At 66.5% G+C, this 20,755-nt stretch carries 20 protein-coding genes and 1 pseudogene; 13 read left to right on the forward strand and 8 right to left on the reverse strand.

Features of this window, described 5'->3' with window-relative positions; all coding sequences use genetic code 11:
• Positions 1-25: 25 nt before the first annotated feature.
• From PVW48_RS10035 to secG, 3 genes are all read right to left on the reverse strand, one after another.
• Positions 26-886 (reverse strand): PhzF family phenazine biosynthesis protein, encoded by an 861-nt coding sequence (locus PVW48_RS10035; protein WP_274581230.1) that lies wholly within the window; start codon positions 884-886, stop codon positions 26-28.
• Positions 887-946: 60 nt separating this feature from the next.
• A complete protein-coding gene (locus PVW48_RS10040) occupies positions 947-2,590 on the reverse strand; it encodes a CTP synthase (protein WP_012179405.1) in 1,644 nt (547 codons plus the stop codon).
• A 191-nt stretch (positions 2,591-2,781) separates the two neighbouring features.
• Positions 2,782-3,150, reverse strand: coding sequence for a preprotein translocase subunit SecG (gene secG / locus PVW48_RS10045; protein WP_274581231.1), 369 nt, complete (start codon positions 3,148-3,150; stop codon positions 2,782-2,784).
• Between the two features lie 200 nt (positions 3,151-3,350).
• Here secG and PVW48_RS10050 point away from each other — a divergent pair, with 200 nt between their 5' ends.
• Positions 3,351-4,646, forward strand: a complete 1,296-nt coding sequence (locus PVW48_RS10050; RefSeq protein ID WP_274581232.1) for an adenylosuccinate synthase — start codon at positions 3,351-3,353, stop codon at positions 4,644-4,646.
• Between the two features lie 24 nt (positions 4,647-4,670).
• On the forward strand, positions 4,671-4,907 hold the full coding sequence (locus tag PVW48_RS10055; protein WP_012179402.1) for a DUF2842 domain-containing protein: 237 nt from the start codon (positions 4,671-4,673) through the stop codon (positions 4,905-4,907).
• A gap of 42 nt (positions 4,908-4,949) precedes the next feature.
• Here PVW48_RS10055 and PVW48_RS10060 read toward each other — a convergent pair whose 3' ends face one another.
• Entirely contained in the window at positions 4,950-6,887 is a 1,938-nt protein-coding gene (locus tag PVW48_RS10060) for a hypothetical protein (protein WP_274581233.1), read from the reverse strand.
• A gap of 175 nt (positions 6,888-7,062) precedes the next feature.
• Here PVW48_RS10060 and PVW48_RS10065 point away from each other — a divergent pair, with 175 nt between their 5' ends.
• From PVW48_RS10065 to PVW48_RS10095, 7 genes are all read left to right on the forward strand, one after another.
• Complete coding sequence (locus PVW48_RS10065) at positions 7,063-7,719, forward strand: thiamine diphosphokinase (protein ID WP_157865337.1); 657 nt, start codon at positions 7,063-7,065, stop codon at positions 7,717-7,719.
• Between the two features lie 105 nt (positions 7,720-7,824).
• On the forward strand, positions 7,825-8,607 hold the full coding sequence (rpiA, locus tag PVW48_RS10070; protein WP_012179399.1) for a ribose-5-phosphate isomerase RpiA: 783 nt from the start codon (positions 7,825-7,827) through the stop codon (positions 8,605-8,607).
• Positions 8,608-8,652: 45 nt separating this feature from the next.
• Complete coding sequence (locus PVW48_RS10075; protein ID WP_274581234.1) at positions 8,653-10,104, forward strand: FAD-dependent oxidoreductase; 1,452 nt, start codon at positions 8,653-8,655, stop codon at positions 10,102-10,104.
• Between the two features lie 66 nt (positions 10,105-10,170).
• Positions 10,171-11,316, forward strand: coding sequence for an FtsH protease activity modulator HflK (hflK, locus tag PVW48_RS10080; protein WP_274581235.1), 1,146 nt, complete (start codon positions 10,171-10,173; stop codon positions 11,314-11,316).
• Positions 11,316-12,209 carry a protease modulator HflC gene (gene hflC, locus PVW48_RS10085; RefSeq protein ID WP_012179396.1) on the forward strand — a complete coding sequence of 298 codons (894 nt, stop codon included), beginning with the start codon at positions 11,316-11,318 and terminating at the stop codon, positions 12,207-12,209. Before hflK ends, hflC begins: the two co-directional genes overlap by 1 nt.
• Positions 12,209-12,403 (forward strand): DUF2065 domain-containing protein, encoded by a 195-nt coding sequence (locus tag PVW48_RS10090; protein WP_012179395.1) that lies wholly within the window; start codon positions 12,209-12,211, stop codon positions 12,401-12,403. The genes hflC and PVW48_RS10090 overlap by 1 nt, the downstream gene beginning before the upstream one ends.
• 164 nt (positions 12,404-12,567) lie before the next feature.
• On the forward strand, positions 12,568-14,073 hold the full coding sequence (locus PVW48_RS10095) for a DegQ family serine endoprotease (protein ID WP_443112672.1): 1,506 nt from the start codon (positions 12,568-12,570) through the stop codon (positions 14,071-14,073).
• 112 nt (positions 14,074-14,185) lie between these two features.
• Here the strand turns inward: PVW48_RS10095 and PVW48_RS10100 are convergent, their stop codons facing one another.
• Positions 14,186-14,563: an OB-fold nucleic acid binding domain-containing protein gene (locus PVW48_RS10100; RefSeq protein WP_245533014.1), complete on the reverse strand. Its 378-nt coding sequence runs from the start codon at positions 14,561-14,563 to the stop codon at positions 14,186-14,188.
• A gap of 107 nt (positions 14,564-14,670) precedes the next feature.
• Between PVW48_RS10100 and PVW48_RS10105 the strand changes: the two genes are divergently transcribed.
• Entirely contained in the window at positions 14,671-14,994 is a 324-nt protein-coding gene (locus tag PVW48_RS10105) for a 2Fe-2S iron-sulfur cluster-binding protein (RefSeq protein WP_012179392.1), read from the forward strand.
• A complete protein-coding gene (locus PVW48_RS10110; RefSeq protein WP_274581236.1) occupies positions 14,994-15,752 on the forward strand; it encodes an FG-GAP repeat domain-containing protein in 759 nt (252 codons plus the stop codon). The genes PVW48_RS10105 and PVW48_RS10110 overlap by 1 nt, the downstream gene beginning before the upstream one ends.
• Before the next feature lie 42 nt (positions 15,753-15,794).
• Here PVW48_RS10110 and PVW48_RS10115 read toward each other — a convergent pair whose 3' ends face one another.
• Both PVW48_RS10115 and purD read right to left on the reverse strand, forming a co-directional pair.
• A complete protein-coding gene (locus tag PVW48_RS10115) occupies positions 15,795-16,559 on the reverse strand; it encodes a potassium channel family protein (RefSeq protein WP_050757848.1) in 765 nt (254 codons plus the stop codon).
• A gap of 180 nt (positions 16,560-16,739) precedes the next feature.
• Entirely contained in the window at positions 16,740-18,002 is a 1,263-nt protein-coding gene (purD, locus tag PVW48_RS10120; protein ID WP_012179389.1) for a phosphoribosylamine--glycine ligase, read from the reverse strand.
• 77 nt (positions 18,003-18,079) lie between these two features.
• Between purD and xseA the strand changes: the two genes are divergently transcribed.
• On the forward strand, positions 18,080-19,651 hold the full coding sequence (xseA, locus tag PVW48_RS10125; protein ID WP_274581238.1) for an exodeoxyribonuclease VII large subunit: 1,572 nt from the start codon (positions 18,080-18,082) through the stop codon (positions 19,649-19,651).
• 82 nt (positions 19,652-19,733) lie between these two features.
• On the opposite strand, the gene PVW48_RS10130 is transcribed toward xseA, so the two are convergent.
• A complete protein-coding gene (locus PVW48_RS10130; protein ID WP_274581239.1) occupies positions 19,734-20,138 on the reverse strand; it encodes a hypothetical protein in 405 nt (134 codons plus the stop codon).
• 157 nt (positions 20,139-20,295) lie between these two features.
• Between PVW48_RS10130 and PVW48_RS10135 the strand changes: the two are divergent.
• Positions 20,296-20,755, forward strand: a pseudogene (locus PVW48_RS10135) (signal recognition particle-docking protein FtsY); the annotation flags it as partial.

Below are 20,755 nucleotides of genomic sequence, written 5' to 3' on the forward strand. Positions count from 1 at the left end.
TTTGGTGACTGCGCCGTCGGGGCGGTCACGGCACACGGATATGGCCGCTTGAGATCGGCACCGCCTGACCGCTGATCCGGATGGCGGTCAACGCGCCCGAAGCGACATCCGCCGAGAATCCGATTGAACTTCGCCGGCCCATGTCCTCGCCCTGTGTCAGTTTGAGGCTCGTGGTGCCCTCGCCGAGCGCGCCGCTGGCCAACAGTTGGGCGGCGAGGATCGCGCTGGCCGATCCGGTGGCCGGATCCTCTGGGATGCCTGCCGTGGGCGAGAACATCCGCGCAGCGTACCCATCCTCCGCCGGGCAGTAGAGATAGGCGCTGTCGACCGCGCAGGCCTCCATCAGCGCCGTCCAATGGGGCTCGATGGGCCGGGCGCGTGCCAGGGTCGCGCGATCCGGGACCGGCAGGTAGACAAAGCCCGGCCCGCCGATCCAGGCCGCGGGGCGATGGGCGCCGAACCCGACCTGGTCAAGGCCCACGGCGCGGGCGGCCAGCGCCGGGTCCACGGGGCCGCCCAAGGGTTCGGGCAACACGGGCGCGGTGAACTCGGCCCGTTCGCCGGTGATCGTGACCGGGACAAGACCTGCTTCTTCCTCCAACACCAGCTTTGACAGACCGCGCTGGCCTGCCAGATGCAGCGCACAGCCGATGGTGGGATGCCCGGCAAAGGGGATCTCGTCCGTGGGAAAGAAGATCCGCACCCGTGCCGCATGGGCCGGATCGGCCGGGGCCATCACGAAGATCGTCTCCGACAGGTTGAACTCCCGCGCGATGGTCTGCATCTGCGCGGTGCTCAGCCCGCCCGCATCCTCGACGATCGCCAACGGATTGCCCGCGAAGGGCGTGTCGGTGAAGACGTCATAGACATGGAAGGGCAGCCGCATGCGTGTCCTCATCGTTCCTGCAATACTCCGGGGGCAGCGCCCCCCAAGGTCCGGGCGGGATCAGACCAACCGGCTGACCTCCTTGGCGGCGCGCACGAAATCGGCAAAGAGCGGGTGCGGCGCGAATGGTTTGGATTTCAGCTCCGGGTGGAATTGCACGCCGATGAACCAGGGGTGATCCTTGACCTCGACGATCTCGGGCAAACGCCCGTCCGGGGACATGCCCGAGAAGATCAGCCCCTCGGCCTGCAACTGGTCGCGATACTGGATATCGACCTCGTAGCGATGGCGGTGCCGTTCCTCGATGGTGGTGCTGCCATAGATCTGCGCGACTTTCGAACCCTCGACCAGCTTCGCGGTATAGGCCCCGAGCCGCATGGTGCCGCCCTTGTCGTCATCGACCTTGCGTTCGACCTTGTGGTTGCCCTGCACCCATTCCTTGAGGTGATAGACCACCGGGGTGAAGCGGCGCTTGCCCGCCTCGTGGTCGAATTCCTCCGAGCCAGCATCGGTCAGGTCCGTCAGGTGCCGGGCGCTTTCGATCACCGCCATCTGCATGCCGAGGCAGATGCCAAGATAGGGGATCTTGTGCTCGCGCGCGAATTGGGCGGCCTTGATCTTGCCCTCGGTGCCCCGTTCGCCGAAGCCGCCGGGCACGAGGATCGCGTCGAACTTTTCCAGATGCGGTACCGGGTCCTCGCGCTCGAATATCTCGGCGTCGATCCATTCGGATTTCACCTTCACCCGGTTGGCCATGCCGCCATGGGTCAGCGCCTCGGCAATGGATTTATAGGCATCCTCGAGCTGGGTATACTTCCCGACGATGGCGACGTTCACCTCGCCCTCGGGGTTGTGGATCCGGTCGGCCACGTCGTGCCAGACCGTCAGGTCGGGCTTGGGCGCGGGCGAGATGCTGAAGGCGTCGAGCACGGCCTGGTCCAGGCCTTCGCGGTGATAGGCGAGGGGGGCTTCGTAGATCGATTTGAGGTCCTGCGCAGCGATCACGCTTTCGGGCCGGACGTTGCAGAAGAGTGCGAGCTTGTCGCGCTCCTTCTGCGGGATCGGCCCCTCGGAGCGGCAGACCAGCACATCGGGTGCGATGCCGATGGAGCGCAACTCCTTGACCGAGTGCTGTGTCGGCTTGGTCTTCAACTCGCCCGAGGCCGCGATATAGGGCAGCAGGGTGAGGTGCATGAAGATGCACTGGCCGCGGGGCTTGTCCTGGCCGAACTGGCGGATCGCCTCGAAGAAGGGTAGCCCTTCGATGTCGCCCACGGTGCCGCCTATCTCGCAGAGCATGAAATCGACCTCGTCCTCGCCGATCGAGATGAAGTCCTTGATCTCGTTGGTGACATGGGGGATGACCTGGATCGTCTTGCCGAGGTAGTCGCCACGCCGTTCCTTTTCGAGAACATTCGAATAGATCCGGCCGGAGCTGACGGAATCGGTCCTGCGCGCGGCCACGCCGGTGAAGCGCTCGTAATGGCCGAGGTCCAGATCGGTCTCGGCGCCGTCATCGGTGACGAAGACTTCGCCATGCTCGAACGGGCTCATGGTGCCGGGATCGACGTTCAGATAGGGGTCGAGCTTGCGCAGGCGGACCGAGAAGCCGCGGGCCTGAAGGAGTGCGCCGAGGGCTGCCGAGGCCAGTCCCTTGCCCAGCGAAGAGACGACTCCGCCCGTGATGAATACAAAGCGTGCCATATGGGCCCGAGTCCCCCAAGTCCTGCCCCGTCAGCCGGGGTCTTCCGATGATTTTGCTGGAAAGGACGCGGGGGTTTCGCACCCCCGAACCCGTGTCTCCACGGGATTTGACCTATAGAAGATTCGCCCGAGTTTGGCAACCGGACCGCAATATCCTGCGGCCCGCGTTAACTTTTTCCCTAGGGATTGCGTTACTCTGCCCGCGGTGGCAGCGCCGGTTGGTCCGTTGCTGCCGGCGGCAGCAGATCGGATGCGGGCGGGAGAAGCTCGTTGCTCTCGACCGGGGGCGGGACAGGCTGGTCGGTCAGCCGGTCGAGCACCGAGGCGTTGTTCGAGTTCGCCGCCGCCAGAATTGTCAAGGTGATCGAGGTGCCGATGAATGCGACGGCGAGGATCCAGGTCATCTTGCCGAGGGCCGTCGCCGCGGACCGGCCGGTCATGGCCCCGCCGCCACCGCCGCCGCCCATGCCCAGGCCACCGCCTTCGGACCGCTGGAGCAGCACGACGCCGATCAGCGCGAGCGCAAGGAGCAGGTGGACGATCAGGATGACGTTTTCCATGGACGGTTCGGCCTCGTTATGCGGACCCCGGCTACCTAAGGCGTTGCGGTGCGGCTCGCAAGCCCCGAGATGCCCCGGGTATCCAGATCTCCGCTATTCGCGGCTCGGCTTGCGCGTTGCGATGGATTTAGCGGTTTCCACCTCTTCGGCGCGTCGATATACCAACGCGGGTTTGCAAGACACAACGCAAGAGGGCCGAGATGGCGAATGTAGTGGTCGTGGGCGCGCAATGGGGCGACGAGGGCAAGGGCAAGATCGTGGACTGGCTCTCGGAACGTGCGGACGTGATCGCGCGGTTCCAGGGGGGGCACAATGCGGGCCATACCCTGGTCATCGACGGCACCGTCTACAAGCTGCATGCGCTGCCCTCGGGCGTGGTGCGCGGCGGCAAGCTGAGCGTGATCGGCAACGGCGTCGTGCTCGATCCCTGGCACCTGGTGGCCGAGATCGAGACCGTGCGCGCCCAGGGGGTGGAGATCACGCCCGAGACGCTGATGATCGCGGAGAACACGCCGCTCATCCTGCCGATCCATGGCGAGCTGGACCGCGCCCGCGAAGAGGCGGCTTCCAAAGGCACCAAGATCGGCACGACCGGACGCGGGATCGGTCCGGCCTATGAAGACAAGGTGGGGCGGCGGTCCGTGCGGGTCGCGGATCTTGCCGATGATGCCACGCTGGAGGCGCGGGTGGACCGCGCGTTGCAGCACCATGACCCACTGCGGCGCGGCTTGGGGATCGAAGCGGTGGACCGCGATGGGCTTATCGCGCAACTCAAGGAGATTGCCCCGGCGATCCTGACCTATGCAGCGCCGGTCTGGAAGGTGCTGAACGAGAAGCGCAAGGCCGGGCATCGGATCCTGTTCGAGGGGGCGCAGGGCGCGCTTCTGGACATCGATTTCGGGACATACCCGTTCGTGACCTCGTCGAACGTGATCGCCGGGCAGGCGGCTACCGGGGTCGGGATCGGTCCGGGGGCGATCGACTACGTTCTGGGGATCGTGAAGGCCTATACCACGCGGGTGGGCGAGGGGCCGTTCCCGACCGAGCTTGACGATGCGGATGGTCAGCGGCTGGGCGAGCGGGGGCACGAGTTCGGCACGACCACCGGGCGCAAGCGGCGTTGCGGCTGGTTCGATGCGGCGCTGGTGCGGCAGACCTGTGCCACTTCCGGGGTGAACGGGATCGCGTTGACGAAACTCGATGTGTTGGACGGGTTCGAGACGCTGAAAATCTGCGTGGGCTACGATCTGGATGGCAAGGTGCTGGACTATCTGCCCACGGCCGCGGACCAGCAGGGGCGCTGCACCCCGATCTACGAAGAGATGGACGGATGGTCGGAAAGCACCGAGGGCGCGCGCAGTTGGGCGGACCTGCCTGGGAATGCGGTGAAATACGTTCGCCGGATCGAAGAGTTGATCCAGTGTCCCGTGGCCCTACTATCCACGTCACCTGAACGGGACGACACCATCCTGGTGACCGACCCCTTCGCGGACTGAGACCGGCAGGAGGCGAACCCCAACATGGCATTGTCCTACAAGGCGCGGAAGCGGTGGTCGCTGGTCATCCTGTTGGTGGGCCTGCCCGTCTACATCGTCGCGGCGGTGAACGTGGTGGAGCTGTTCGAGCGCCCCTCGATCCTGGTCGAGCTGCTGATCTACGTGGCACTCGGAATCGTCTGGGCCTTGCCGTTCAAGTTCGTGTTCAAGGGGGTGGGCAAGGCCGACCCGGATGCGCCGCCGGAAACGGACGGTCGCTGACCGGCCTGACCTGAGGACGGTTTTCGCCAATGCCGGGCGCGGTCAGCCGTTGGCGACGAATTGCGAGTTGGTCGAGATCACGAACTGGCCCCGGTCGATCTTGGCGATCGTGCCGTTGCGCAGCAGGTCGCCGAAGCTGCGCAGGGAGGCTTCGCGGCTGAAACTACGGTCGCGGTCATGGCGCATGACCATGTGCATGACTTCCGGACGCGAAAAATGAGTCTTGCCCTCGACGGTGCTGAGATAAGCTGCCGCGGCTTCCAGCAGGTCTTGCAACTCCGTCGCGCCCACGGTCTCGGCGTACTCGGCAAAGCCGCTGTCCTGGGCGCGGGTACTGTCCTGGGCATTCAGGGCAGAGCGGGTGATGCGCCGTGGGCGCACCGCGCTTGCCTCGGGGTCGCTGTCCACACGTGCCTGTGGGCGCAGGACGAGCGGGGCGATATTGCTCTCGCAATCTGTGGCTGCGTCCGTGGCGACGATGGCCGCCACGTCTTCGCGAAAGGCATGATCATTGTCCGGTTCGGGCGCCGAGTCCGTGTTGCGCTTGGAGCCAAGCCGGTCGGCCAGGGTCGCGGCAACGGCGGCCTTGAGGTGCGATAGCGCGTTCTGCCGGCGCTGCGTGCCGTCCTCCTGCAAGGCACCTTCGGATTGCGCGAGGAGACGATCCACCAGCGCGTCGCCGGGCGTTTCGGAAACCACGTTCTCGTCCTGATCGGCGCCGATGTTCTCGGCATCTGCCTCATCGGGGGCGGTTTCGGTGTCGTCGAAATCCGCGCCCTCGGAAGCGGTCACATGTAGTTGGAAGGCCTCTGGCCGGGGGGCGCCGCGCCCCCTGGTCAGGCGCGCTGCAGCCTCGAGGTCTTCTTCCGTCAGTCCGCGCGACGCGGGGAAGAGCACGTCTGGAGCGTCCTCTTCCCATGCGTCGGGTTCTGTGTCCCCCACGGGTGCCGGAGCGGTCTCGATCGCATCCTCGTGGCTGTCATCCTGCACCTCTGAGACCCAATCGGCATGGTCCGGCGTTTCAGGGGGCGCCGACGCGATCTCTGGATCGTCCACGTCGACCGCGTCTTCTTCGGGACGAAAGGCCGCAGGCGCGGACTGGTCGTCCTCGTCCGCGGCAGGAGGAAGGGCCACGGTCGCCGCCACGTCGACCTCTTCGGCGTGGGACGGGTCGGTCCCGGCCACGGTCTCGGGGTCGGGCGCCGCCCGGCCCGCCTCTTCGTCCTCTTGGTCGATTGCCTGTGCCGCCGGGCTGGTCCGAACGGGGACCTCGTCGGTCAGATCGTCCGTCTCGACGTCCTCGAAACCGGGCATTGCCGAGGCCGGGGACGTTGTCACATTGGCTGCCACCACGGAGCGGATCCGCTGCAGCTTCGCGGCGATGCTGGTCGCGCTCAGGCCGCTGTCATCGGCGATGCTGCGCGCATTGAGGGCGGGCTCCGGAAGGTCCGTCGAGGGCATCTGGAACAGCTGCGAGACCTCCGCCGCCGGGGAGGCCGGCGCCTCGGAGCTTTCGGCAGCGGGCATCTCGGCGGCGGCATCTTGCTGCCAGAGCGCGACCTCGCCCGCTGCCAGGTCTGAGAGATCGGGCATATCGCTCTCGACAAATACCGCGGGCTCGGAGACCAGGTCAGCGACGTCAGCGACCGCCGTGTCATCCCCTGTCGCGCTGTCGTCGGCCTCGTCTGGCATGCGCGCTTCGGTCTGTTCCTCGGTCGGGTGGGTGGAAGCCTGGCGAAGATGCACGGCATCACCCTGCATTTCGGCCTTTACGGATTTGCGGGAGGCGTTTTCCGCAATGGCGTGTAGCATCTGCACATCCGGTGTCGGGGGCTCGGCACCGAAATACCGGTCGTCGGCCGCGAGGTCGCGAAAATACTCCGCGATGTCCTTCATGGCCGAAAACGGATCGTCGAACCCTTCGAGCGTGCAGGAAAAGGTGCCGTACGACACTGTCAGGATCTTGCTCTGTCCAACCATCTGCCTGCTCACTTCCTTCCCCCGAGCCAGCCTCGAGAATCTACCCGCGGCTATTTCCATTTCACAAACAAAAACCGGAAACCGGTGGTGATCGCGCTCTAATGTGGTTGCAGTTCGTTAAGGAACTCCAAATTATCGCCGAATGCGGCAAAACAATGAAAACCCGGCCACATTCGTGACACATTTGGGGGCCGGACCGGCGACGCCGGAGGTGATTGCGCGGGCGTTGGCGATCGCACCGATTCTCGTCGCCGTGGATGGGGGTGTGGCCCATGCCGTCGCGACGGGGCAGGTGCCTGCGCGGATCATCGGCGATCTGGACAGCCAGCCCGCCGCGCTTCCCGAGGCATTCGCGCAGGTCCCCGTGACCCGGATCGCCGAGCAGGACAGCACGGATTTCGACAAGGCGTTGCGGAGCACCGACTGCGACCTGAGCGTTGGGGTCGGGTTCCTGGGCGGGCGCGTGGATCACGAGTTGGCCTGCCTGCATAGCCTGGCCGTGCATGCGTCGCGTCGCGTCGTGCTTTTGTCGGAAACCGATGCGGTGACACTGATGCCCCCCGAGGGGCGGATGCGCCTGCCGCCGGGCACGCGGCTGTCGCTGTTTCCCCTGGCTCCGGTGGAGGTGACAAGCGCGGGCGTGCGCTGGCCGCTGGCGGGCGAGGTGCTCGATCCGCTGCGGCGGGTCGGAACCTCCAATGAAACAACGGCCCGAGAGGTCACTTTCGCAGTCTCGGCGCCCTGCTGCCTGATCATCGTGCCGGCCAGCGAGGTGCGGGCCCTGGTCGAGATGCGGCTGAGTGCGCCGCCGTGGTCGCGGGACATGGGCTGAAAATTCGCCCCATCCGCGCTTGACCTTCCGGAAATCCATACACACTCTCGCGCCCCATCCGGTTTTCGCGCATAAAGCCGTCACGCACAGTCAGGAGCCCCCGCCATGTCCGGAGAAATGTCCCCCATCGACCGCGCCAAGTACGTCGCCGCGAAGCGCGCGGTGGGCTTTGTCGAGGACGGGATGCGGGTCGGACTCGGGACGGGGTCCACGGCGGCCTGGATGGTGCGCCACCTGGCCGAGACCGTCGACCAGGAGGGGATGGACATCACCTGCGTGGCCACCTCCACCCGCACGGCGGAGCTGGCGCGGGATCTCAAGCTGCATGTCACGACGCTGGACGAGGTGAAGTGGCTCGATCTGACCATCGACGGGGCGGATGAGTTTGACCCGACCCTGAACCTGATCAAGGGCGGTGGCGGGGCGCTCTTGCAGGAAAAGATCGTCGCAACGGCATCCGATCGCATGATCGTGATCACGGATGCGTCCAAGGCGGTCGCCACGCTTGGGGCCTTCCCGCTGCCGGTGGAGGTGATTCGCTTCGGCTGGGAAACGACGCGGACATTGATCGAGGAAACCCTCGTCAACGTGGATGTGGGTGGGCGCGAGGCTATCCTGCGGATGGAAAACGGCATGCCTTATGTCACCGACGAGGGCAATTTCATCGTCGATCTGCACCTCGAGCGGATCGGCAACCCCCGGCAGGTCTCGCTGGTGCTCAACCAGTTGCCAGGGGTGGTGGAGAACGGGCTTTTCCTCGACATCTGTGACGTGGTGGTCATCGGCAAGAGCGACGGGTCGGTGGAGTTGCGCGATATCAACGAGGGCTCGGTGCACCAAGAGCAGGTTGAAGTCACCGCGACCGGCAACGTATTCTCCGACCTGTAAAGAGGCAGGCCGGGCGGGTCGGCACGGCAAGACAGGAGCGGCCCCATGAGTTTTGACTATGATCTGTTCGTCATCGGAGGAGGCTCCGGCGGCGTCAGGGCCGCGCGGGTCGCCGCCGCCGAAGGGGCGAAGGTGGCTTTGGCCGAAGAGTACCGCATGGGCGGGACCTGCGTGATCCGCGGTTGCGTGCCCAAGAAACTGATGGTTTTCGCGTCCGGCTATCGCGAAATGCCGGGCGAGGCGCGGGCGTACGGCTGGGACGTGCCAGACGGGGTTTTTGACTGGGTGCCCTTCCGGGACAAGCTGCACAGCGAGCTCGACCGGCTGGAGCAGGTCTATCGTGGCCTGCTCAAGGGCTCGGAAGTGGAGGTCTTCGACACCCGCGCCACCCTCAAGGATCCGCATACCGTGGCGCTGGCCGATGGGGGCACGAAGACCGCCAAGCATATCCTGATCGCCACCGGCGGCCACCCCGTGCGGCCGGACATTCCCAACGCGGAGTTGGGCATCACCTCCAACGATATCTTCAATTTCGAAACCCTGCCCAAGTCGATCCTGATCATCGGCGGGGGCTATATCGCGTGCGAGTTCGCCTGCATCCTCAACGGCTTGGGCGTGGAGGTCACGCAATTCTACCGCGGGGCGCAGGTTCTGCGGGGCTTCGACGACGAGGCGCGCGGGCTCGTCGCGGAATCCATGCGCGAGAAGGGGATCGGGCTGCATCTGGGCACCAATATCGTCGAGATGCGCGCGGCGGCGGATGCAGAAAACGCCACTACCCTGACCGGGACCGACCCGGCCATGGGCGCGCCCGCCCAGGAGGCCGAGGCATTGACGCCGAAGGCGCGAAAGGGCGGGCCGATCTGGGTCAAGGCCACCAACGGCATGACCGGAGTTTACGACCAGGTGCTGTTTGCCACCGGGCGCGATCCGTCGACCGAAGGGCTCGGGCTGGAGGCCGCGGGGGTCGAGACCGGGCGTCGCGGCGAGATCCTGGTCGATGCCTATTCCCAGACCAGCGTGCCGTCGATCTACGCCATCGGGGACGTGACCAACCGGGTCCAGTTGACCCCGGTGGCGATCCGCGAGGGCATGGCCTTCGTCGAGACCGTGTTCAAGGGCAACCCGACCAAGCCCGACCACGACCTGATCCCGTCCGCGATCTTCACCCAGCCCGAGCTGGGCACGATCGGGATGAGCGAGGAGGAAGCCCGCGAACAGGAGCCGGTGGATATCTACTGCACCTCCTTCCGGGCGATGCGCGAAGCCTTCGCGGGCAAGACCGACCGCGTGCTCATGAAACTCGTGGTCAGCAAGGCCACCGACAAGGTGCTGGGCTGCCACATCGTGGCCGAGCATGCGGGCGAGATGATCCAGCTTGCGGGTATCGCGGTGAAAATGGGGGCCACGAAGGCGGATTTCGACCGGGTCTGCGCCGTGCATCCGACGATCTCGGAGGAACTGGTCACAATGAAATCACCGGTGCGAAGTGCTTGATAATCGGGCGCGCACAACCATGTCCTGAAGGGACTGATGAAGTTATGACTACGACAAGGAAATCGGATGGCGAATAACAACGGTGGACCCTGGGGCGGCGGGGGTGGTCGCAACGGTGGAGACAACCGAGGCGGAGACAATCGTGGCGGGCGACGGCCTGGCGGACCGGGTGACAACGGTCAGATTCCCGAAATCGACGAAATCATGAAGAAGGGCCAGGAGCAGCTCCGGGTTCTCATGGGCGGTCGCGGCGGCGGGTCGAACGGGCGTGGCCCGGGCGGCGGCGGTCCGCGGATCACCAAGGGAACGGTCGGGCTGGCCGGGATCGCGATCCTGGGCCTGTGGCTCTATTCCTCGTTCTACACGGTGCGTCCGGAAGAGCAGTCGGTGGAATTGTTCCTCGGCGAGTTCTCCGCGGTGGGCAACCCGGGTCTGAACTTCGCGCCCTGGCCGCTGGTGACCGCAGAAGTGCTGCCGGTCACGCGGGAAAACACCGAAGAGATCGGCACGTCGCGGAACGGTGCACGTGGCGAGGACGGTCTGATGCTGACCACGGACGAGAACATCGTGGACATCGACTTCGACGTGGTCTGGAACATTTCCGATCCCGCGGCTTTCCTGTTCAACCTGCGTGACGGGCAACAGACCGTGCGCGCGGTCTCCGAGGCCTCCATGCGCGAGGTCATCGCACGATCCGAACTGGCACCGATCCTGAACCGCGATCGCGAACTGATCGCCAAACAGGTGCAGGACCTGATCCAGACCACGCTCGACAGTTACGACAGCGGCATCAACATCGTGCGTCTCAACCTCGACCGGGCAGACCCGCCCGAGCAGGTGATCGATGCGTTCCGCGAAGTGCAGGCCGCCGAGCAGGAACGCGACCGTCTCGAACGGCAGGCGGATGCCTATGCCAACCGGGTGCTCGCGGGCGCGCGGGGTGAGGCTGCACAGCTTCTCGAACAGGCCGAAGCCTACCGGGCGCAGGTCGTCAACGAAGCCGAGGGTGAAGCCAGCCGCTTCACCGCAGTTCTGGCCGAGTATCAGAACGCACCGGAAGTGACCCGAAAGCGTCTCTATCTCGAGACGATGGAACGTGTGCTTGGCGGGATCGACAAGGTGATCCTTGATGAGGGCGCGTCGGGCGGCCAGGGCGTTGTGCCCTATCTGCCGATCAACGAGTTGCGCCGCAGTGCAGGGGAGACGAACTGATGAAAAAGGGACCCATTGGCCTGATCGCCCTGGCCGTCGTCGGCTTCGTTGCGATCAACTCGGTCTTTATCGTGGACGAACGCGAAAAGGCCCTGGTGCTGCAGTTCGGTCAGATCAAGGCCGTGAAGGAAGAGCCCGGACTCGCGTTCAAAATCCCGTTCATCCAGGAAGTCGTGCGCTATGATGACCGGATCCTGAGCCTCGATACACAGCAGATCGAAGTCACGCCTTCGGATGACCGGCGCCTCGTGGTCGACGCGTTCGCGCGCTACCGGATCGCGGATGTGGTTCAGTTCCGGCAGGCGGTCGGTGTCGGCGGCATGCGGGCGGCCGAGCAGCGGCTCGAAGGCATCCTCAACCCGCAGATCCGGGCCGTTCTCGGTTCGGACGGGGTGACGTCGAACACCATCCTTTCGGCGGATCGTGGCACGCTTGCCGCGCGGATCACTGCCGGGGTGCGCAGCCGTGCGGCGGATATCGGGCTGGAGGTCGTCGACGTGCGGCTGAAGCAGACCAACCTGCCCACCCAGAACCTCGACGCGACCTTCGCGCGGATGCGGGCGGAACGGGAACGGGAGGCCGCGGACGAGATCGCGCGCGGTGAAGAGGCCGCACAGCGGGTTCGCGCCCAGGCCGACCGGACCGTGGTCGAACTGGTGTCCGAGAGCCAGAAGGAAGCGGACATCACCCGAGGTGAGGCCGACGCCCGTCGGAACGCCATCTTCGCGGCGGCGTTCGGGGCCGACCCTGACTTCTTCGAGTTCTATCGCTCGATGACCGCCTATGAGCGGGCGCTGCAGGGCAACAACTCCACCATGGTGATCGCGCCGGACAGCGAGTTCTTCGACTATCTCGACGGCTCTGACGCCGTGTCGGGGCGTCCTGTCCCGTAATGGACGTCTTTCTGACCGCCCTCGGGCTGGTGCTTGTGATCGAGGGGCTGGTGTTCGCACTGGCCCCTTCGCGTATCGAGGACCTGCTGGAAATGTTCGCGCGGATGCCCCTGAGCACCCGCCGCACCTTGGGTTTGGGCGCAATCGCCCTAGGTGTTCTGATCGTAGCACTTGGAAAGACCTTGGCGGGATGATCCCGCCGTGGAACACTCTTTTCACACCGACGTGACGGGCCGAGAGACCTGCCAAGGTTGAAACGACGCGCCACGATGAGAATATCTGTGGCAATCCGGGCCAGATCCCCGGAATACGAAAATGACCCGCTTTCCCGTGGCGGAGTTTCAGGAGGACCCCAAGAGTGAATAGAACAGACCCTCAGCGACCCCAGGCCCGGATCCTGGCGAAGGTCGCAACGCCCGCGGGCGTGCCCCGTGCGGCGCAGGCCGCCGCCGGGGCGCTGCTTGCGCTGGCCCTGCTGCTCGCGCAGACGCTGATCGTGCAGGCCCGTGAAATCCCCGGCAGTTTTGCCGACCTCGCCGAGCGTGTGAGCCCGGCGGTTGTCAACATCACAACCTCGACCAATGTCGCCACCCCGGGCGGCCCGCAACCGATGGTGCCCGAGGGCTCGCCCCTCGAAGACTTCTTCCGCGATTTCATGGATCGGCAGGAGCAGGATGGTCGCCCCGCACCCCGGCAGCGGCGCTCCAACGCGCTCGGCTCCGGCTTCGTGATCTCCGAGGACGGCTATATCGTCACGAACAATCACGTGATCGAGCAGGCCGACGAGATCCTGATCGAGTTCTTCTCCGGTGAAGAGCTGGCGGCAGAGGTCGTCGGCACCGACCCCAACACCGATATCGCGCTCTTGAAGGTCGAAAGCGACACGCCGCTGCCGTTCGTCACCTTCGGGGACAGCGATGCGGCCCGCGTGGGCGATTGGGTGATGGCCGTGGGCAACCCGCTGGGCCAGGGTTTCTCGGTCTCGGCCGGGATCGTCTCGGCGCGCAACCGGGCGCTTTCGGGCACCTATGACGATTACATCCAGACCGACGCGGCGATCAACCGGGGCAACTCGGGCGGACCGCTGTTCAACATGGACGGTGAAGTCATCGGCGTGAACACCGCGATCCTGTCGCCCAACGGTGGCTCTATCGGGATCGGTTTTTCCATGGCAGCCGGTGTCGTGACCAACGTGGTCGATCAGCTCAAGGAATTCGGCGAGACCCGCCGCGGCTGGCTGGGCGTGCGCATCCAGGACGTGACCGACGACGTGGCCGAAGCCCTCGGGCTGGAGCAGGCCGCCGGGGCGCTCGTGACCGATGTGCCGGACGGCCCGTCGCTCGATGCCGGGATGGAGGCGGGGGACGTGATCCTCACCTTCGACGGGCGCGACGTGGAGGACACCCGTGAGCTGGTCCAGATCGTCGGCAACACAGCGGTCGGCAAGGCCGTGCGCGTCGTGGTGTTCCGCGACGGCGCAACCCAGACCCTGCTGGTGACCCTTGGGCGTCGCGAAGAGGCGGAGCGGGCGATCCCGGCTTCCGCGCCTGCGGATGAAGAGATCCTCGAGAAGGAGATCATGGGCCTGACCGTCAGCGAGTTGACCGATGAGCTGCGCGAGCAGCTCGGGATCGCGGCGAGCGATACCGGGCTTGTCGTGGCCGATATCGACGAGACCTCGGAGGCCTTCGACAAGGGTCTGCGCGCGGGCGATCTCATCGTCGAGGCCGCACAGGTCCGTGTGACGACCATCGAAGAGTTCGAAGAGCGGGTCGAGGCCGCCAAGGAGGCGGGGCGCAAGTCCATCCTCGTGCTGGTGCGCCGGGATGGCGACCCCCGTTTCGTGGCCCTTTCGCTGAGCTGATCGCGGCCAAGACAGGTGACGCAGACGCCCCCGGTCCTGCCGGGGGCGTTTTTCTTTGGGTCGATGGCCGATCCGGGCAGAGAAGGGGCGCGTGAACCGGAGCCGGGCGCGGCTAGGGCTGATCCGCGGCGCGACAGATCTCGGGGCGCAGCAGGTCGTCGAGCAGGTGCGAGCAATCCTCGATATCCTCGGCGATCAGGTGCAATACCGCGCCCTCGCGCTGAATGCGTCCGGTCACGCGCAGCATCCGACCCGCGATCACGGCCCGGCGAAACCGCTCGTAGATCGCGTTCCAGACCACCACGTTGATGGTGCCGGTCTCATCCTCCAGCGTGATGAAGATGACCCCATGGGCGGTGCCGGGTCTCTGGCGCAGCAGGACGAGCCCGGCCACCCGCACCCGCGCACCGTTCGGCGGGCGGTCCAGCAGCTGCGCCGGAACGCAGGCCGGGGGGCGTGGCCAGGAGGCCGGGGCGAGAGTGATCGACATTCGGAACATATAAAGAACATTTGTCCTGCGTTGCAAGGCTGGCAAATCCCTGCGCACTGAATTATGTCCAACCGGAATGTCCAATGCAGAATGAGGATGGGGCCAGCATGGCGAAGATCACCTACGTGGAACACAACGGCACCGAGCATGTGGTTGACGTGGCCAATGGCCTGACCGTGATGGAAGGCGCGCGGGACAACAACATTCCCGGCATCGAGGCCGATTGCGGCGGCGCCTGTGCGTGTTCGACCTGCCATGTCTATGTCCATCCCGACTGGGTCGGCAAGCTGCCGGGCAAGGAAGCGATGGAAGAAGACATGCTCGATTTTGCCTATCAGCCGGACCCGGTCCGGTCGCGCCTGACCTGCCAGATCAAGGTGTCCGAGGCGCTGGACGGGCTCGTGGTCCAGATGCCCGAAAAGCAGATCTGATGCCGACCCGGGCGCCGCGTCGCCCGTGGCGCCCATGGCACCGGATCGCCCGCGGCGCGCTGCAGGCCGCGGCGCTCTTGGCGGGCGTTGCAGGCGCTCCGGTGGCGGCGGAGGGCGTTGTGAGCGCCCGGTACGCCGAAGAAACGACGCGCTACGCCCATGGCGTGCTTGGAGATGCCATCGAGTATGGCGCGCTCATCCTCGACACCTCCGAGGGGCGCCGCCTGCGCATCGTGCTGCCGGCGCATTCAGTGTTCGAGGATCTTGCGCCCCGGGTCGTGGATCTCGATGACGATGGGAAGGCAGAGGTGATCGTGGTCGAGAGCCATCGCGATCTCGGCGCGCAGCTGGCGATTTATGGCCCCGGTGGCAAGATCGCGGCGACCCCGCATATCGGCCAGACCAACCGATGGCTGGCCCCGATCGGGGCAGCAGACCTGGACGGGGATGGGGCAATCGAGATCGCCTATATCGACCGCCCGCACCTGGCCAGGATCCTGCGTGTCTGGCGTTACGCGGAAGGGCGGCTGTCCGAGGTCGCGCAACAGCCGGGTCTGACCAACCATCGCATCGGCGAGGATTTCATCTCGGGCGGCATTCGGGATTGCGGGGCGGGGCCGGAAATGATCGTGGCGCGGGGCGATTGGCGCGGTACGGTCGCGCTTGACCTGATCGACGGGCAGCTTCGCGAGACCGCGTTACCCTTTGTGCCTTCATCGGACGGCTTTGCGCAAGCCCTCGCGTGTGCCGACCGCTGAGCCGGCGGTGTGGATGGCACGCCCCGACCCCGGGTGCCGGTCTTACGAGAACCCGCGGGTTTCGATCGTGATCCCGGCGCCGCAATGTTTGCAATGGACCGCGTCCGGCTCGTGTCGGCTCAGCCCACAGCCGCCGCACACATGGTGCACCTTGCTCGGCAGGAAGATCACCCGCGCAAGGTTCAAGAACAGCGAGACCCCGATGATCATGATCCCGACGGAGACCAGCTTGCCGGTTACGGTCGTCGGGGTGATGTCCCCGTAGCCCGTGGTGGTGAAGGTCGTCACCGTGAAGTAGATCGCGTCGATATACCCCGGCACACCGCCCTGCAGCCCGACGAAAAACGTGAACACCCCCGCCGCGGTAACGAACACGAACACCACGAGGTTCAGCGCCGCGCCAAGGGCGTCCTCATGTTCGCGAAAGAACCGCCAGTCACGCCGGAGATCCGCCAAAAGGTACTCCGAATGCCCCAACCGCAGTCCCCGCAAGATCCGCAGGAAGGCGAGGTTGACCGCCGTGATCGGGTTGAGCAGCAGCGCTCCCAACACCACGATATCGGCCAGAACGTAGATCCGCAGCATGTAGCGCACCCGATCTTGCGCGATCAGAACCCGGCAAGCGAGGTCCAGCGCGATGATCAGCGCGAGCAGCATGTGCAAGAGGCTCTGCGCGGGCGAGACCGGAAAGGGTGTGGCAAGAATGAAGTAAACGACCGTCAGCAGGTCGAACACCATAAGTCCATACCGGAACCGGACCGCTTTCCGGGACCGTCCGGTATAGAGTGTGGTAATGGCGTACTTCACAGGCTTTGAACTTTCGCAGGCTACGCGCGGAATTGGACGCGAATCCGATCCTCCATTCAACCCCATTGCCGCTGGCGCGCCGCGCGCAACCCGGACCTGCATGCGCGAACATGCGCACGGCAGCCATTTTGCGCAGGGCACTACGTTGCGGAGTCCGCAGCCGGTTTCGGCAGTGCCCCCCTAGAGCGCCCGCCAGCCGATATCGCGGCGGCAGAACCCTTCGGGCCAGTCGATCGCATCGACCATCGCGTAGGCGCTGGCCTGGGCTTCGGCGAGGGTATCGGCCCGGGCGGTGACGTTCAGCACCCGCCCGCCATGGGCCTCCAGCCGACCGGACGCCCGCTTCGTGCCGGCGTGAAAGACCATGCGGAAGCTGTCCTCGACCAGATCGTCCAGCCCGCGGATCTCCGTACCTTTCTCGTAGCCCCCGGGATAGCCCTTCGCCGCCATGACCACGGTCAGGGCGTGATCGTCGGCCCAGGTCACCTGTGCGGCGTCCAGCCGCCCTTCGGCACAGGCGAGCATCAGGTCGAGCGCCTGCGCCCCCAGCCGCATCATCAAAACCTGGCATTCCGGGTCGCCGAAACGCGCATTGTATTCCACCAGCCGCGCGCGCCCGTCCGCGATCATCAGCCCGGCGTAGAGAACACCCTGGTAGGGCATGCCGCGTCGCGTCATCTCGGCCATGCAGGGGCGGATGATCTCGTCCAGCGCCTGCGCGGCAATGGCATCGGTCAGCACCGGCGCCGGAGAATAGGCGCCCATGCCGCCCGTGTTCGGCCCCTTGTCGCCGTCGAAGGCGCGCTTGTAGTCCTGGGCGCTGCCGATCGGCAGCACCGTCTCGCCGTCGCAGAGCACGAAGAAGGACGCCTCCTCGCCGGTCATGAATTCCTCGATCACCACCTCGGCGCCCGCGCCGCCGAAGGCCCCACCGAACATGTCGTCGACGGCGGCCAGTGCCTCGGCCTCGGTCATCGCCACGATCACCCCCTTGCCTGCGGCCAGCCCGTCGGCCTTGACCACGATGGGCGCGCCCTGCGCCTGGACATAGGCGCGCGCGGCGGCGGCGTCGGTGAAATGGGCATAGGCGGCGGTCGGGGCCCCGGTGGCATCGCAGATCTGCTTGGTGAAGGTTTTCGATGCCTCCAGCTGTGCTGCGGCGGCCGAAGGCCCGAAACACAAGACCCCCGCCTCGCGCAACCGGTCGGCCACGCCCGCGGCCAGCGGCGCCTCCGGCCCGATGATCACGAAATCGATGGCCGCATCGGCGGCAAAGCTCGCCACGGCACCCGGATCCTCGATATCCAGCATGGCGCACTCGGCGATCTCGGCCATGCCCGCATTGCCCGGCGCCACGATCAGCCGGTCGCATTTGGGGTTCTGGGCCGCGGCCCAGGCCAGGCTGTGCTCGCGCCCGCCACTGCCGAGGATGAGGATGTTCATGGGGCCTGCGTCCTTTGTCTTTCGCCGGAGGTTGCGGCGTTCTAAGGTGCGCGGAAGGGCGAGGCAAGCGAGGCGAGATGTCCGATTTCGATCTGATCGACGATCCCCAGCCGGGGCAGAACGCGCCGGAATTCACGGTGTCCGAGTTGTCGGGCGCGATCAAGCGCACCCTGGAGGGCGAATTTGGCCGCGTCCGCGTCAGGGGCGAGATCGGGCGGGTGATGCGCGCCAAGTCGGGCCACCTCTATTTCGACCTCAAGGATGCCCGCGCCGTGATCAATTGCACCACCTGGAAAGGGCAGGTGTCGGGCCTGGGCGTGATGCCCGAAGAGGGGCTGGAGGTCGTGGCCGAGGGCAAGCTGAGCGCGTATGCGCCCGCCTCGCGCTACAATATCAACGTGGACCGGATCGCGGTGGCCGGGGTCGGCGCGCTCATGGCAATGCTGGAGAAGCGCAAGGCCGCACTGACGGCAGAGGGCCTGTTCGAGGCGTCGCGCAAGCAGCCGCTGCCCTTCCTGCCCGAGGTGATCGGGGTCGTGACCAGCCCTTCGGGCGCGGTGATCCGCGACATCCTGCACCGGCTGCGCGACCGTTGCCCGCGCAAGGTGCTGATCTGGCCGGTGGCGGTGCAGGGGCAGAACTGCGCGCCCGAGGTGGCGAATGCCATCCGCGGCTTCAATGCGCTTGGCCCCGGCGGGCCGTTGCCGCGCCCGGACCTGCTGATCGTGGCGCGCGGCGGCGGCAGCCTGGAGGATCTCTGGGGGTTCAACGAGGAAATCGTGGTCCGCGCGGCGGCCGAGAGCGATATCCCCCTGATCTCCGCCGTGGGGCACGAGACGGACACGACGCTGATCGATTACGCCGCCGATTGGCGCGCGCCCACGCCCACGGCAGCGGCCGAGCGCGCCGTGCCGGTGCGGCTCGACCTGTTGGCCGCCCTGGACAGCCTGGGGTCGCGGATGCTGACCGGGCTGACCGGCGGGGTGCGCGCGCGGGCGCAGCGGGTGCGTGACCTGTCGCGGGCTTTGCCGCGCAGCGAGGATTTGCTGAGCACCCCGCGCCAGCGGCTCGACCATGCAACGGCGCGCCTGCCCGCGGCGCTGCGCAGTGCCACCCAGACCAAGCGCGGCGCGCTCACCCAGGCCGCGGCGGTGCTGCGCCCCCGGCTCCTCGCGGGCCGGATCGAGGCCGAGCGCAAGGATCTGCGTGCGGCCAGCGCGCGGCTCGACGCGGCCCTGCCGCGCGCGGTGGCCGCGCAGGCGGAGCGCCTGAGAACACGCGTGGCCCGGCTGCGGGGCGAGATTTTGACCCAGGGACGCGCCCGCGATCAGCAGCGGCTGGAGGCCCTCTCGGCCCGCCTGTCCCGGGCAGGCACGGCCCAGGTCCGGACCTGGCGCAGAACACTTGACGGGCTCGACCGGGTGCGCGCCACCGTGGGCTACGAGGCGACCCTCAAACGTGGCTATGCCGTTGTCCGCGACCAGGACAGCATCATCACCACCGCCGCGTCCGCGGCAACCCATCCCAGCCTGGAGGTACAATTCGCCGATGGCCGCGTGACCGTGATCCCGAACGCCTCCCCCGAGGGCGCCCGGCCTCGAAAGGGCCGGTCGAAATCCGCCCAGGACGACCAAGGCTCGCTTTTCTGACCGAAACCCGCATCTTCATCTTTGCGCAAATACTCCGGGGGAGGCGCGCGCAGCACGTCGGGGGCAGCGCCCCCTCCCGCGCTCAGGCCCCGAAATAAGGCCGGTCGCAGATCAGGGGCGCCGGGCTTTCGAGCCGTCCGACCAGATCGTCCGCGGGATCGGCCCCCAGCGCACGCCCGACCAAGCCGTCGGGCTGGTCGAAGAAATGCCAGCACTGGGGCTCGGTCGGCGCGTATTCGTAGACAAAGCAGATCGCGTCCCCCTGCGGGTACCACTGCCCAAAGCGGCACTCTTCCCCGGAAAACCGCCAGATGACCCTGCCGTCGGGCTTGTAGGTCTCCGCCCCATAGGCAAACCCGTGCTGCTCGAAATAGATGGTCTTGCCGGTCACGCGTGCGGCGAATTCCGGACCGGAGAGCGGCGGGCTCTCCTCCAGTGCCGCGGCGGGGAGCGTGAGGGCGAGACAGGCGAGGACAGGGCGGATCATCGGATCAGCCTGCCACAGGGGCGGGTCGGCGTCGATCCCCCGCAGGCGGAGGCCCGCGTGCTCTTCCCCTCGCGGCCATGTGGGATTAGGTGTCAGTGGCAAGCGCAGACCCGCGAGAAGGCCCCCGATGTCGTTTTTCAAGAAGCTCAAAAGCCGGATGTTCAAATCTTCCTCCAAGCTGGAGGAAGGGCTCGATGCGATTGTCGAGGAGGGGGGCGAGGCCGATCCGTCCCCGGAGGATCCCCCGCGCGCCGCGCCCCCGGCACAGCCACGCCCGGCGGTGCCCGAGGATCCCGTCCCGGACCCCGGCGACACCCCGCCCCCGGTCGACAGCTTCCCCGCCACGCGGGAGACCGACCCGTCCGAGGCGCCGACGGACGACACACCGCACCTGGTCGAAGAAACCACCGTTCCGATGGAGCCCTCCGACGCGCCGGACGCCGACGGCCTGCCGCGCGCGCCGGAGCCCGACATCCCGGTCGAGGCGGACCCGATCCCGGTGCCCGAGCCCGATCCCACGCCGGAGCCCGAACCTGAGCCTGTTGCGCCTGCTTCGCCTGTGCCTCAGCCTTCCCCCGAACCCGAACCCGAACCCGAACCCGAACCCGAACCCGAAC

It is taken from the genome of Dinoroseobacter sp. PD6 (genome assembly GCF_028807315.1).
GTDB classification, from domain to species: Bacteria; Pseudomonadota; Alphaproteobacteria; order Rhodobacterales; family Rhodobacteraceae; genus Dinoroseobacter; species Dinoroseobacter shibae.